Raw genomic sequence first — 13,115 nt, 5'->3', positions numbered from 1 at the left:
GCGCCGCGGCCTCGTCGCCGGGGTCGTCGGGGCGAAGGTGAGGGAGGGCTCCCCGGCGACGGACGGTGTGGCGCCCCGGCAGCAATTCCCCCACCGCAGAAGGCACTTACGCGATGAGCCAGGCCACCCTTGACGCCACTACCGACGGCGCGGCGATACCCGTCGCCGACATCTCCGGCACCGGACCCACCCGTACCCCCGTGCAGCAGGCCATGGAGCTGGCGCGTACGTACGGGCCGATCTTCAACCGGCGTCTGTACGGCCGCGACACCCTCTTCGTCAGCGACCCCGGCCTCGTCGCGGAACTGGCGGACGAGGAGCGGTTCAGCAAGGCCGTCGGGCCCGCGCTGGTGAACGTGCGCGAGTTCGCGGCCGACGGGCTGTTCACGGCGTACAACGACGAGCCCAACTGGGCCAGGGCGCACGACATCCTGATGCCCGCCTTCGCGCTCGGCTCCATGCGCGCCTACCACCCCGTGATGCTGCGCGTCGCGCGGCGCGTCATCGCCTCCTGGGACGCGAAGGCGAACCACGCCGTCGGTACCGTCGGCGCGGCGCCGCGCCCCGTCGAGGTGTCGGAGGACATGACCCGGATGACGCTCGACACCATCGGACTGGCGGGCTTCGGCTACGACTTCGAGTCGTTCGCGCGCGACGAGCCGCACCCGTTCGTGGACGCCATGGTGCGCTGCCTCGCCTGGAGCATGAAGCGTCTCGGCCGCAAGCCCGGTGCCGATCACACCGAGGAGGACGCGGCCTTCCGGGCCGACGCCGACTACCTCGCCTCCGTGGTCGACGAGGTCATCGAGTCCCGCGTCGCGGCTGACAAGGACAACGGCAGCGGCGACGGCACCGCGCCCCCCACCAGCGGCGGGGACGAGGCCAGGGACGCGCAGTCCTTCGACGACCTCCTCGGCCTGATGCTGGGCGCCGCCCACCCCGCCGACGGCACCACCCTGGACCTGGCCAACATCCGCAACCAGGTCATCACCTTCCTCATCGCCGGGCACGAGACCACCTCCAGCGCCCTCTCCTTCGCGCTGTACTACCTCGTCAAGAACCCCGCCGTGCTGCGGCTGGCCCAGCGCGAGGCCGACGAGCTGTGGGGTGATGATCCGGCCCCCGAGCCCACCTTCGAGGACGTCAACAAGCTGCGCTACACCCGGCAGGTGCTCAACGAGGCGCTGCGGCTGTGGCCCACGGCTCCCGGCTTCGGCCGTCAGGCCCGCGAGGACACCCTCCTCGGCGGCCGGTACCCGCTGCGCGCGGGCGAGACCGTCACCGTCCAGACCCCGATGCTGCACCGTGCGGCGGTCTGGGGCGACAACCCGGAGGCGTTCGACCCCGCGCGCTTCGCGCCCGAGGCCGAGCAGGGCCGCTCCCCGCACGCGTACAAGCCCTTCGGCACGGGGGAACGCGCCTGCATCGGGCGGCAGTTCGCCCTCCACGAGGCGACGATGCTGCTCGGCATGCTCCTGCACCGCTACCGGCTGATCGACCATGCCGACTACCAGTTGCGGATCAAGGAGACCCTCACCCTCAAGCCCGAGGGCTTCACCCTCACTCTCGTCCTGCGGACCCCGGCCGACCGCGCCGCCGATCGTGCCGCCTTCGACGCGCTCCCCCTCGTGACCGCCGCCACCGCCGCTTCCGCCGCGCCGGGGGAGGGGCCGCAGGACACGGCCGGGCTGCCGACGCGCGTGCGCGCGGGCACCGGGCTGCTCCTGCTGCACGGCACCAACTACGGCACCTGCGAGGAGTTCGCCGGGCGCCTCGCCGAGACCGCGGAGGGCCTCGGCTGCGAGACGTCCGTCGCCCCGCTGGACGCGTACACCGGGGCGCTGCCCACTGACAGGGCCGTCGTCATCGTCGCCGCGTCCTACAACGGCCGCCCCACCGACGACGCCGCCCGCTTCACCCAGTGGCTCCAGGAGGAGGCGGAGGCGGGCGCGGCCGAGGGGGTCGCGTTCGCCGTGCTCGGGGTCGGTGACCGCAACTGGGCCGCCACCTACCAGCGTGTCCCCACCCTCCTCGACGACCGGCTCGCGGCGCTCGGCGGCACCCGCCTCGTCGCCCGCGCCGAGGCCGACGCGTCCGGTGACCTGGACGGCGCGGTACGGGAGTTCACGTCGGCGCTGCGCACGGCGCTCCTCACCGAGCACGGCGACCCCGAGACGGTGGGCGCCGCCGTCGCGCCGGACCAGGGCCCCGCCTACACCGTCGCCGAGGTCACCGGCGACCCCCTCGACGCGCTCGCCGCGCGGCACGGCCTCGTCCCCATGACGGTGACCGAGGCCCGCGACCTGACCGCCGAAGGGCATGCCCGCCGCAAGCGGCTGGTGCGGCTGGCCCTGCCCGAGGGCACCTCCTACCGCACCGCCGACCATCTCGCCGTCCTGCCCGCCAACGACCCGGTACTGGTCGCGCGCGCCGCCGGGGTGCTGGGCGCGCGGCTGGACGCGGTGCTGAGCATCCACGCGGGCCGCCCCGGGCGCGGCAGCCTGCCGGTGGACCGGCCGCTGACCGTACGGGAACTGCTCACCCGCCACCTGGAGCTTCAGGACCGGCCCACACGCGAGCAGGTCGCCGCACTGGCCGACGCCAACCCGTGCCCGCCCGAGCGCGCGGCGCTCGCCGCGCTGGCCGAGGACCCGGAGGCGCTGGCCGCCGACCACCGCACCCTCCTCGACCTGGTGGCGGACCACCCGGCGCTGCGCGAGGCGCTGACCTGGCCGCTGATCCTCACGCTGCTGCCCCCGATGCGCATCCGCCACTACTCGGTCTCGTCCTCCCCTGGCGACCTGCCGGGCCACGCCGATCTGATGGTCTCGCTCCTGGAGGCCCCCGCCCGCTCGGGGCGCGGCACCTACCGGGGCGCGGGCTCGGCGCACCTCGTCGCGCTGGCGCCCGGCGACACCGTGCTCGCGCGCGTACAGCCGTGCCGCGAGGCGTTCCGCGTCCCGCACGCGCCCGACGTCCCCGTCCTGATGGTGGGCGCGGGCACCGGCCTCGCGCCGTTCAGGGGCACGGTCGCCGACCGTCGCGCACTGCTGGAACAGGGCGCCGAACTGGCCCCGGCGCTGCTCTACTTCGGCTGCCAGGACCCGGCGGCGGACTTCCTGTACGCGGACGAACTGCGCGCGGCGGAGCGCGCGGGCGCCGTCTCCCTGCGCCCGGCGCACAGCAGGAGCCCGCGTGACGGCGTCCGCTTCGTGCAGCACCGCGTCGCCGCCGAGGCCGACGAGGTGTGGCGGCTGCTGGAGGAGGGCGCGCGGGTGTACGTGTGCGGCGACGGTGCCCACATGGCGCCGGGCGTGCGCGAGGCGTTCCGCGAGGTGTACCTGCGGCGGCACCCGGACGCCGGTGCGGAGCGGGCCGCCGACTGGCTCCAGGAGCTGACGGCGCAGGGCCGCTACGTCGAGGACGTCTACGCGGGCTGAGCCGCCCCGCCCCGTCCCACCTCGTCCTACAGCCCCCGGGGCCCGGCGCACCACGCGCCGGGCCCCGGCCGCTTTCCCGGCCGCCCTTCCGGCCGCTTCTCCGCCCCGCCGACGTACGTGAGATCCCTTGACAGCCAGCGCCGATGCTGGATTACTTGACCGCGCCGCAACGCTAACCGAATGGTCGGTCGGGCCGGGAGGGGTGGTGGAAGACGCATGGCGAGTGCGACGCACGGGGGACCGCCGACACCGCGAACGCCGGGGGAACCGGGGAAACCGGCGGAGACGATGTTCGCCGCCGACCGGGCGTCACAGGGGCTCGGGATCAGACTGCTGAGAGCCGACGACGGCGCGGCGGAACTGCGGATGACGGTGAGCCCGGACATGGTCAACGGCCACGGCACCGCGCACGGCGGCTATCTCTTCCTCTTGGCCGACACCGCCTTCGCGTGCGCCTGTAACAGCCATGGCCCGGTCACCGTCGCTGCCGGTGCGGACATCTCCTTCGTCGCCCCGGCCAGGGAGGGTGACGAACTGACCGCGGTCGCCACCGAACGCACCCGCTACGGCCGCAGCGGCATCTACGACGTGAGCGTCCTGCGCGACGGTGAGGTGATCGCGGAGTTCCGTGGCCGCAGCCGTACCGTCCCCCGCGTGGAAGGAACCCGAGCATGAGCGATTCCATGGCGCCCGCCGCGCCGCGGGTGACGGCCGCGGAGCCCCTGCCCGCCGCGCTGCGCGACGCGGGCGAGCGGATGAGCCGCGAGGAGCTGCGCGCCCTTCAGCTCACCCGGCTCCAGGAGACGCTGCGCACCGCGTACGAGAACGTCGCCATGTACCGCGCCAAGTTCGACGCGGCGGGTGTACGGCCCGAGGACTGCCGCACGCTGGAGGACCTGGCCCGCTTCCCCTTCACCACCAAGGCGGATCTGCGCGAGTCCTACCCGTTCGGGACGTTCGCCGTCCCCATGGACCAGGTGCGCCGCGTCCACGCCTCCAGCGGCACCACGGGCCGCCCCACCGTGGTGGGTTACACCGAGAACGACCTCTCCATGTGGGCCGATGTGGTGGCCCGCTCGATCCGCGCGGCGGGCGGCAGGCCGGGCCACAAGGTGCACATCTCCTACGGGTACGGCCTCTTCACCGGCGGACTCGGCGCGCACTACGGCGCCGAGCGCGCCGGCTGCACCGTCATTCCCGTGTCCGGTGGCATGACGGCCCGTCAGGTCCAGATCATCCAGGACTTCGAGCCGGACATCATCATGGTCACCCCGTCCTACATGCTCACGCTGCTCGACGAGTTCGAGCGCCAGGGCGTCGATCCGCGCGGCACCTCCCTCAAGATCGGCATCTTCGGTGCCGAGCCCTGGACCGAGGAGATGCGCCGCGAGATGGAGGAGCGGCTCGGCATCCACGCCGTCGACATCTACGGGCTGTCCGAGGTCATAGGCCCCGGCGTGGCCCAGGAGTGCGTGGAGACCAAGGACGGGCTGCACGTGTGGGAGGACCACTTCTTCCCGGAGGTCGTCGATCCGCTGACCGGCGAGGTGCCGCCGGAGGGGGAGGAGGGCGAGCTGGTCTTCACCTCGCTCACCAAGGAGGCCATGCCCGTCGTCCGCTACCGCACCCGCGATCTGACCCGGCTGCTGCCGGGCACGGCCCGTCCGGCCTTCCGCCGCATCCAGAAGATCACGGGCCGCTGCGACGACATGATCATCCTCCGTGGGGTGAACATCTTCCCCAGTCAGGTGGAGGAGATCGTGCTGCGCACCCACGGACTCGCCCCGCACTTCCAGCTCCACCTGTCCCGCCGTGGACGCATGGACCACATGACGGTGCGCGTCGAGGCCCGCACGGGTACGGGGGTGCCGGAGCGCGAGGCCGCCGCCGCTTCCGTCGCCAAGGAGATCAAGGACGGGATCGGCCTCAGCGTCGACGTGGAGATCGTGGACCCCGAGACGCTGGAGCGCTCCGTCGGCAAGATCCGCCGCATCGTGGACGACCGCCAGAAAGAGTGAGCCGGGGGCGGGGAACGGCCGTGGCGTGCACGTGGAAAATCTGAAATACCTGCGGGAAAGTAATTCGACCGCGCCCCGTTCGGCCGTATAAAGATACTGGCCGCATAAAGCAATGACACATCGTGCGACCGCACGGAAAAGCGCGTGTGCGAGGAGCTGTGAATTCGTCGCGCGCCCATTCGACCGCTGTCACCTCTTCGCATGTGTATGGCGAAGAAGAATCCGCACTGTGCCGGTACCGGAGTTAGCATCCAGCAACACCCGGCACCTGCGCTGTTGTTCGCGGAACCGACAGTCCGCCGATGACGGGTCACCGCCCCGAACGAGACGCGATTGTCGAAAGCGGTCCATGAGTTCTCCGTCAGTCCCTCCCCCGCGCACCCGGCACACGCGGCAGTTGCTGTGGCCCCTGGCGCTGCTTCTTGCCCTGTGCGCGGTCGCACTCCAGGCAGCCGCCTGGACGGCCTGGCCGCGCGACGCCGCGCTGGTCGCCACCGGCGTCACCCTCGGCCTGGCGGTCTGCCTGGTACCGCTGTGGCGCGGGCACCGCGCCGACCGCAGAAGCGCTCTGCGGCACGCCGAGCACGCCGAACAGCTCCAGCGGCAGCACAGCGCGGCCGGTGCCGAACACGACCAGCGGTGGAGGGAGTGGGCCCGGCAGCGGGACGAGGCGCTCCGGATCACGCTGGAAGCCTTCGGCGTCCAGTTGCGCGCGATCCTGGACGACGAGGACCCCGCGCGTACGGTCGCGGACGCACCCTGCGACTCATGGCTGCGCCGACTCCTCCACACCCTGCTCGACATGGCCGACGAGGCGGCCGAGGACCACCAGGACGCCTACGAGCACGCCCTGCTCACCCTCGCGGCACGCATGCAGTCCGGCGCGCTGCGCGTGGAGGAGCGGGCCCGCGCGCTCTACGACGCGCACGACCCCGCCGTGGTACAGCTCGGGATGGATCTGAGCCACCAGGCCAACCACCTCGTCCACCTCGCGGGCGGAGTCAAGATCATGGGCGGCGAGTGGACGGGCCAGCAGTGGCAGAAGCCCATCGCCGTGGCGGACGTGGTCCAGGCGGCGTCGGGCCGCATCCCCGACTACACGCGCATCTCCCTCACCGGCGATCCGGACGTCGCGGTGGTGCCGCACGCGGCGGAGTACCTGATCCACCTCACCGCCGAACTGCTCGCCAACGCGACGACGTACTCCCCGCCGGGTTCCGCCGTGTACGTGCTGGTGGAGGCGGACCAGCACGACGTGGTGATCCAGATCGACGACCAGGGCCTGGGCATGACCGAGGCCCGGCTCAACGCCGCGCGCCGGATCGCGGCGGGGGAGCGGCTGGTGACGCTGCGGACGCTCCCCGGTCCGCAGACGGGCCTGCCCGTCGTCGGCAACATCGCCCGCCGCTTCGACATCGACGTGCACCTCGACCCGTCCCGGTACAAGGGGGTGCGCGCCATGGTGCGGGTGCCCCAGGACATCCTCCAGCCGCTGCCGCCGGAGCCCTCCGGGGTCTCCAGGTCCTCCGAGCGCGACGGTCCTCTCGTCCACGCGCGGCACCAGCTCCCGGCCGGGGCGCAGCCGCCCGCCACGGCAACGTCGGAACCCGGACCGGAGCGGACGGCACGCGCGCCCGCACCCGCGCCCGCGCGTGTCCCGGTGCCCGTACCCGTGCCCGTGCCCGTCGCGGAGCGCACCGCCTCGGGCCTGCCCAAGCGCCGCGCCGACAGGGAGCCGGAGCACGGCGGCACCTCTCCCTCGGCCGACGCCCCTTCCATGGCCGAGGGCCAGGACCGCGCGGCCCCCAGGACGCCCGAGGAGGCCGGGCAGTGGCTCGGCACCTTCCTGGGCGCGGGACGTGGCAGCCGTACCGAAACCGACGCGTCGCGAGGGTGACTTGAGCATGGACAACGAGACCGACACCGACACCAAGACCGATACCTGCGCCCGGACCGACACCGACACCGACAGGGCGTGGATGATGCGGGAGGTCGTGGAGGTGGCGGGCGTGCGCCACGTCGTGGTCCTCAGCGCCGACGGCCTGCCCACCACACGGTGCGCGAACACGGACAGGGAGACCGGCGAGCGGGTGGCCGCCGCGGCCTCCGGGCTCGCCTCCCTCGGCCGGGGCCTGGCCGCCGAGTTCGGCACCGGCGGACACGCATACCACCAGACGCTGACCGAGTACGAGGGCGGATTCATCTTCGTACGGATGGCGGGGGACGGCTCCTGCCTGGCCGTCGTCACGGACGCCAGGGTCAACGCCGGGGAGATCGGCTACCGGATGGCGCTCCAGGCCCAGCGCTTCGGCGAGCACCAGGGCACGCCGTACCGAGAGCAACCGGTGCCGTGAGGGGGAGCGGAACCCGGCGGCGCGACGCCGTACCCGGTTACGTGCTCACCAGCGGGCGGTCCGACACCCCCAGCGAGCTGGGCTGGGGGCTGGAGACCCTGCTGAAGCCGACCTGTTCGCCGCACCCGCTGCCTCCGGACGCGGGGAGCAGGGGCCACCGGCAGTTGCTGCGCGAGTGCGGCGCGGGCGTGACTTCCGTCGTCGAGGCGGCGGCGCAGCTCGGGCGGCCCGTCAGCGTCGCGCGGGTGCTGGCGGGCGATCTGGTCGCCTCCGGCCATCTGACGGTTCCGGCGCCACGGCGGCCGGAACAGAACCATGAGCCCAGCATCGAATTGCTTCAGGAAGTGTTGGATGGTCTTCGCAACAAAGAATTCGCCTGAGCGCGACGACGTGCCCCCGCACGCGCACCCGCACCTGCACTCGCACTCGCACCCGGACGACGACCACCAGGACGACGCGCACCCGCACCTGCCGGACACGGTCACGCAGGCGGTCAAGATCCTGGTCGTCGGCGCGTTCGGCGTCGGCAAGACCACGCTCATCGGTTCCGTCAGCGAGATCAGACCGCTGCGCACCGAGGAGCGGATGACCCAGGCGAGCGTCGGCGTCGACGACCTGCGCGGACTGGGGGCCAAGTCCGAGACGACGGTCGCGATGGACTTCGGCCGCATCACCCTCAGCCCGTCGCTCGTCCTCTACCTGTTCGGAGCGCCGGGGCAGCGGCGCTTCTGGGAGCTGTGGAAGGGGCTGGTCACCGGCGCCATCGGGCTCCTCGTCCTGGTGGACACCCGCAGGATCGAGGACAGCTTCGAGGTGCTGGACCAGTGGGAGCGCTACAGCCTCCCGTACGTCGTGGCCGTGAACCGCTTCCCCGACAGCGCCCAATACGAGGACGAGGAGATCCGCGAGGCACTGGACCTGCCCGCCTCGGTCCCCGTCGTCACCTGCGAGGCCACCGACCCGCGCGCGTCGCAGCGGGCCCTGGAGGCGCTCGTGCGCCACGCCATCGACCAGCACCGCCACGCGGCGCGGGAGGCCCTCGTATGACGTCGCACCAGCCACGCGAACCCCGTGCGCCGCACGAACAGCGCGCACCGCACGAACCGTACGACGATCAGGCCACCTCCCCGAGCCCGGTCCCGCTTCCGGCGTCGGGCCCCGTCCCGCTCACCGTCTTCACCCAGGCCCGGGACCCGCACCCCCTCTACCGGCGGCTGCGCGCCACGCACGGTCCCGTCGCCCCGGTGCTGCTGGAGCCGGGGGTCACCGCCTGGCTCGTCATGGGCGTCGAGGAAATCCGCGTCATCACCGAGCGGGAGAAGCTCTACTCCCGCGACGCCCGCAACTGGCGCGACCTCGACGAGGGCAGGGTCCCGCCGGACTCCGGGCTGATGCCGATGATGGCGTACCGCCCCAACGTCGTCGGCGCCGACCTCAAGGAGCACAGGCGGCTGCGCGGACCGCTGGACGACGGCGTCGCGCGCTTCGACCACCGCACCCTGCGCCGCCAGGTGCGCCGACGGTGCGAGACCCTCATCGACGGCTTCACCGAACGCGGCTGGGCCGACCTCATGGGCGACTACGCCGCGCACGTCCCCATGCTCGCGCTCGCAGCCCTCTTCGGCCTCGACGCGGCGCAGGGACACGAACTGCACCGCGCGCTCATCGCGCTGTTCGGCAGCCAGGACGACTCCCAGGAGGGCAACCGCACCTTCGAGGAGATCCTCCGCGACACCCTGCACGCCAGGCAGCGGCAGCCCACCGACGATCTGACCAGCGCCTTCCTGAGCCACCACGATCTGCGTACCGAGGACGAGGTGCTCCAGTCCATGGCCGCGATGATCTCGGCGGGCAACGAGGCCACCACCTGCTGGATCGCCCACACCCTCTACCGCGTGATCACCGACCCCGCCTTCGAGGCCCGGCTGCGCGGCGGCGACCTGGGCGTGGACGAGGCGCTGGACGAAGTGCTGTGGCACGAACCGCCCATGACCCACATGCCCGCGCGCTACGCGCTGCGCGACACCGAACTGGGCGGGCGCCGCATCCGCCGCGGCGACTGCCTCGTCCTCGGCCTCAACGCGGCCAACGCCACCGACCCGCGGCTGCCTCCCCTCGACCGGCGCCCGCCCGGCAACCGTGGCCACGCCGCCTTCTCGGCGGGCCCCCACATGTGCCCGGCGCAGGACGCCGCGCGCCTGATCACCCACACCGCCGTGAACACCGCGCTGCACCGGCTGCCGGGGCTCCGGCTGACCATCGGCCCGGAGGAGGTGACCTTCAACCCCTCGCCGTGGACCCGCCGCCCCACGACGCTGCCCGTGGTCTTCAGCACGCCTCTTCGCCGCACCCCGTCAGCGCGTCGCGACCGCGCACGGGTCCGCTCCGGCACACCTGCGGGCAGCGCATGAGGCTCGACGGGCCGTAGGGCTCACGTGGTCACCCGGGTTGCGCCGCTCACTCCGGCCAGGGCGAGTTCCGGATCACCTCGACGAAGTCGCCCCGGCGGAAGCCGGGGACGAAGTGCTCCAGGACGTCCGCCTTCACGTTCCCGAACGTCGTATCGGGCTTGGGCGCGATGCCCTCGGTGAACGCCTCCAGGATGCGGCGCTTGAAGTCGGGGCGCGGATGCAGGGCGGTGATCTCTGTCCGCTCGGCCTCGCCGATGTCGTGGTAGCCGATGCCCAGCACGTCGTACTCCACACCGGCGGTGACCAGTGCGACCTCGGGTTCCATGAACTCAGGGACGCCGGGAGTCGTGTGCAGGGCGATGGCCGTCCACACCCGGCGCACGCTGTCCTCGGGGACGCCGTGGGCGTGCAGGAAGCGGCGCGCGGCGTCGGCGCTGTCCACCTCGAAACGGCGCCCGCTGTCCTGGAACTCCTCGTTGAGGCCGAGGTCGTGGAACATCGCGCCGATGTAGAGGAGTTCGGGGTCGAAGCTGAGCCCCCGGTTGCGGCCCTGGAGGCTGCCGAACCAGAACACGCGGCGGGAGTGGTGGTAGACGAGATCGCCGACGCTGTCCCGCACGAGTTCGGTCGCCTCGGCGGCGAGCCTGGTATCGGGCACGGTCACGCCTGCGGCGGTGGCGCCGTGGTCTGTCATGACGGGGCTCCCTTCGGTGTGGCCGCGGTGAGGGCGCGGGACTGCGGCGGTGTAGACGGTGTCCTCCGGACGGCGGGACGTCAGCCGCCCGGCCGCCCGTGCGGCCTCACCAGCAGCAGGGCGATGTCGTCCGTGCGGTGCTCGCAGTGGCCGATCAGGCTGTCGGCGAGCTGCTCGACGGGCTCGTCGGCCACGGCCTCCAGCAGCGACGCCAGCGCGGCCGTCGAGTCCGCCGGGTCCTCGCCGGGTGTCTCCACGAGGCCGTCGGTGTAGAGGGCCAGCACCGCGCCGGGCGGGAGGGAGACCTCGCTGGGCTGGTACGCGCAGTCCGCGTCGATGCCCAGCAGCAGTCCGGGCGGCACATGTACGAGCGAGGCGCGCCGGTCGGCCGAGCACAGCAGCGGCGGCGGGTGCCCCGCCGTGGCCAGGCACGCCTTGCCGCCGGCCAGGTCGATGTGCGCGTACAGGCAGCTCGCGAAGAGCCCCGGATCGAGGTCGGTGAGCAGCCGGTTGGTGCGGGCGAGCACCGCCTCGGGCGGCGCGCCGGCGGTGGCGTGCGCGTGGACGGCGGTGCGGACCTGGCCCATGAGCGCGGCGGCGTTGACGTTGTGCCCCTGGACATCGCCGATGACGGCGGCGTACTCCGTGCCGCCGAGCTGGATCAGGTCGTAGAAATCGCCGCCGATGTCCATGCCGTGCGTCCCCGGCAGATACCGCGCGGCGATGTCCAGCCCCGGCACGGACGGCAGCGCCTTGGGCAGCAGCGCCTCCTGGAGGGCGTGCGCGAGCCGGTGTTTGGTGTCGTAGAGCCGTGCCCGGTCCAGGGCCTGCGCGATGAGCCCGGCCAGCGAGGTCAGCACCGCGCGCTGGTCGGCGCTGAAGGGGTGCGCGGCGTCGTAGGAGAGGACGCACACGCCGATGGGTCGCCCCGAGGCGATCAGGGGGAGCACCGCCCAGGCCCCCTTCGTCGACTTGCGGGCCAGCTCGGGGTGGACCTCCTCCATCTCCCGCCAGGAGGGGAAGAACGCCGGTTCGCCGGTGGCCACCACCCGCGCGGCCGGGTCCTGGCCGTCGCGCAGCGGGGCACCGTCGAACTCCTCGACGAGCGCCGAACGGTCCCCCCTGTGGCCCACGAGCCGCAGCCTGCCGCTCTCGGTGAGCATCAGGGTGAGGGTCTGCGCCTCGAAGGCGGGCATGATCTGCTCCGCGAGCAGGTCCAGCACGTCCCGTACCCCGGCGGCCTCCGTCAGGCCGGCGGCGAGCGGCATCAGGTAGTAGAGGGACCCGACGGGCGTGTGCCCCTTGTCCGGCACCGGCCTCAGCGACGCTTCCGCCTTGGTGATCCGGATGCTCACCCCTGTGGCGCCCGGATACAGGTCGAAGGACAGCCGCTCGCCCGGCGGGCGCAGGACGGAGTACGAGGTGGCCTCGCGGCTGATCACCGCGGCGCGGTACCTGTCCTCGAAGACGGGGTCGTTCAGCCACGGCAGTACGTCCCACGGCATGGCGCCGAGCAGATCGTCCACGGTGCTGCCGAGCAGATCGGCGCCGGTCACGCTGCTGAAGGTGATGCGGCCCTCCAGATCGAGGGCGAGGGCGCCGTCTGGCAGCCGCTCGGCGTACTCGGCGGCTGCCGGTGCCTCGCCCGCCTGCCGCTGCCTGACGGCCGGCGGCTCGATCGCCCGGGGGCGCGGCGCGGGCCGCAGCGGCTGGCCGATTGTCGCCGCGTGCGCGAGGAAGCGCCCCATGCGGCGGCAGGCCGCCGTGATCCGGCTGCGTTCCCGCGCGGTCAGCTCCCCGGGCCGCGAGCCCGGCCACAGCAGCGCGAGGACTCCCCACGGGGTGCTGCCCGCGGTGACCGGGGCCTCGGCCTGCGCGAAGGGGTACGGGGTGGACAGCGCGGCCTTCGGGTAAGCGGAGGCCAGGTGCTCCTGGTCGGCGAGCCAGATCAGACGCTGGTCGCGCAGGGCGTCGGCCACCGGGGTGGTCCCGTCCATGCGCAGCCGCAGCCAGGGTGAGGCGAAGTCGATGGGCAGCCCCGTGATCACCTCCATGGAGAGCATCTGCTCGCGCGGCTCCACGAGGTAGACGAGACCGACGTGCGCGCCCACCTCGCGCACGGCGTCGAGCAGGATGCGGTCCAGGCCGTTCCGACGGGAGTCGGCCCCGGTGCCCGGTGTCGTGCCCGTCACGTCCGC

10 protein-coding genes are annotated in these 13,115 nt (G+C 72.9%); 8 read left to right on the top strand and 2 right to left on the bottom strand.

The features are described from left to right. Window positions 1-113 precede the first annotated feature (113 nt). The 8 genes from ACWGJ2_RS11875 to ACWGJ2_RS11840 all read left to right on the top strand — a co-directional run bounded on the left by ACWGJ2_RS11875 (window position 114) and on the right by ACWGJ2_RS11840 (window position 10,223). Complete coding sequence (locus tag ACWGJ2_RS11875; RefSeq protein ID WP_453345896.1) at window positions 114-3,440, top strand: bifunctional cytochrome P450/NADPH--P450 reductase; 3,327 nt, start codon at window positions 114-116, stop codon at window positions 3,438-3,440. 288 nt (window positions 3,441-3,728) lie between these two features. Beyond that, window positions 3,729-4,115 (top strand): hydroxyphenylacetyl-CoA thioesterase PaaI, encoded by a 387-nt coding sequence (gene paaI / locus ACWGJ2_RS11870; RefSeq protein WP_453345895.1) that lies wholly within the window; start codon window positions 3,729-3,731, stop codon window positions 4,113-4,115. Continuing rightward, window positions 4,112-5,458 carry a phenylacetate--CoA ligase PaaK gene (gene paaK, locus ACWGJ2_RS11865; RefSeq protein ID WP_453345894.1) on the top strand — a complete coding sequence of 449 codons (1,347 nt, stop codon included), beginning with the start codon at window positions 4,112-4,114 and terminating at the stop codon, window positions 5,456-5,458. Before paaI ends, paaK begins: the two co-directional genes overlap by 4 nt. A 349-nt stretch (window positions 5,459-5,807) precedes the next feature. Further along, window positions 5,808-7,355 (top strand): ATP-binding protein, encoded by a 1,548-nt coding sequence (locus ACWGJ2_RS11860; RefSeq protein WP_453345893.1) that lies wholly within the window; start codon window positions 5,808-5,810, stop codon window positions 7,353-7,355. Between the two features lie 7 nt (window positions 7,356-7,362). Further along, entirely contained in the window at window positions 7,363-7,812 is a 450-nt protein-coding gene (locus ACWGJ2_RS11855; RefSeq protein WP_453345892.1) for a roadblock/LC7 domain-containing protein, read from the top strand. Further along, window positions 7,809-8,192 carry a DUF742 domain-containing protein gene (locus tag ACWGJ2_RS11850; protein ID WP_453345891.1) on the top strand — a complete coding sequence of 128 codons (384 nt, stop codon included), beginning with the start codon at window positions 7,809-7,811 and terminating at the stop codon, window positions 8,190-8,192. The genes ACWGJ2_RS11855 and ACWGJ2_RS11850 overlap by 4 nt, the downstream gene beginning before the upstream one ends. Further along, complete coding sequence (locus ACWGJ2_RS11845; protein ID WP_453345890.1) at window positions 8,164-8,859, top strand: GTP-binding protein; 696 nt, start codon at window positions 8,164-8,166, stop codon at window positions 8,857-8,859. Before ACWGJ2_RS11850 ends, ACWGJ2_RS11845 begins: the two co-directional genes overlap by 29 nt. Beyond that, window positions 8,856-10,223 carry a cytochrome P450 gene (locus ACWGJ2_RS11840; protein WP_453345889.1) on the top strand — a complete coding sequence of 456 codons (1,368 nt, stop codon included), beginning with the start codon at window positions 8,856-8,858 and terminating at the stop codon, window positions 10,221-10,223. Before ACWGJ2_RS11845 ends, ACWGJ2_RS11840 begins: the two co-directional genes overlap by 4 nt. Before the next feature lie 46 nt (window positions 10,224-10,269). On the opposite strand, the gene ACWGJ2_RS11835 is transcribed toward ACWGJ2_RS11840, so the two are convergent. After that, window positions 10,270-10,917: an HD domain-containing protein gene (locus ACWGJ2_RS11835; RefSeq protein ID WP_453345888.1), complete on the bottom strand. Its 648-nt coding sequence runs from the start codon at window positions 10,915-10,917 to the stop codon at window positions 10,270-10,272. Between the two features lie 80 nt (window positions 10,918-10,997). Next, on the bottom strand, window positions 10,998-13,109 hold the full coding sequence (locus ACWGJ2_RS11830) for a SpoIIE family protein phosphatase (RefSeq protein ID WP_453345887.1): 2,112 nt from the start codon (window positions 13,107-13,109) through the stop codon (window positions 10,998-11,000). Window positions 13,110-13,115 lie beyond the last annotated feature (6 nt).

The organism is Streptomyces sp. NPDC054796, from assembly GCF_053611545.1.
This window is presented reverse-complemented; position numbering and strand designations above follow the sequence as displayed.

Excerpts from the sequence above, each read along its gene's own strand:
- ACWGJ2_RS11875 (WP_453345896.1), top strand. The coding sequence starts at position 114 with ATGAGCCAGGCCACCCTTGACGCCACTACCGACGGCGCGGCGATACCC.
- ACWGJ2_RS11835 (WP_453345888.1), bottom strand. The coding sequence starts at position 10,917 with ATGACAGACCACGGCGCCACCGCCGCAGGCGTGACCGTGCCCGATACC.
- ACWGJ2_RS11855 (WP_453345892.1), top strand. The coding sequence starts at position 7,363 with ATGGACAACGAGACCGACACCGACACCAAGACCGATACCTGCGCCCGG.
- ACWGJ2_RS11845 (WP_453345890.1), top strand. The coding sequence starts at position 8,164 with ATGGTCTTCGCAACAAAGAATTCGCCTGAGCGCGACGACGTGCCCCCG.
- ACWGJ2_RS11860 (WP_453345893.1), top strand. The coding sequence starts at position 5,808 with ATGAGTTCTCCGTCAGTCCCTCCCCCGCGCACCCGGCACACGCGGCAG.
- paaI (WP_453345895.1), top strand. The coding sequence starts at position 3,729 with ATGTTCGCCGCCGACCGGGCGTCACAGGGGCTCGGGATCAGACTGCTG.
- ACWGJ2_RS11840 (WP_453345889.1), top strand. The coding sequence starts at position 8,856 with ATGACGTCGCACCAGCCACGCGAACCCCGTGCGCCGCACGAACAGCGC.
- paaK (WP_453345894.1), top strand. The coding sequence starts at position 4,112 with ATGAGCGATTCCATGGCGCCCGCCGCGCCGCGGGTGACGGCCGCGGAG.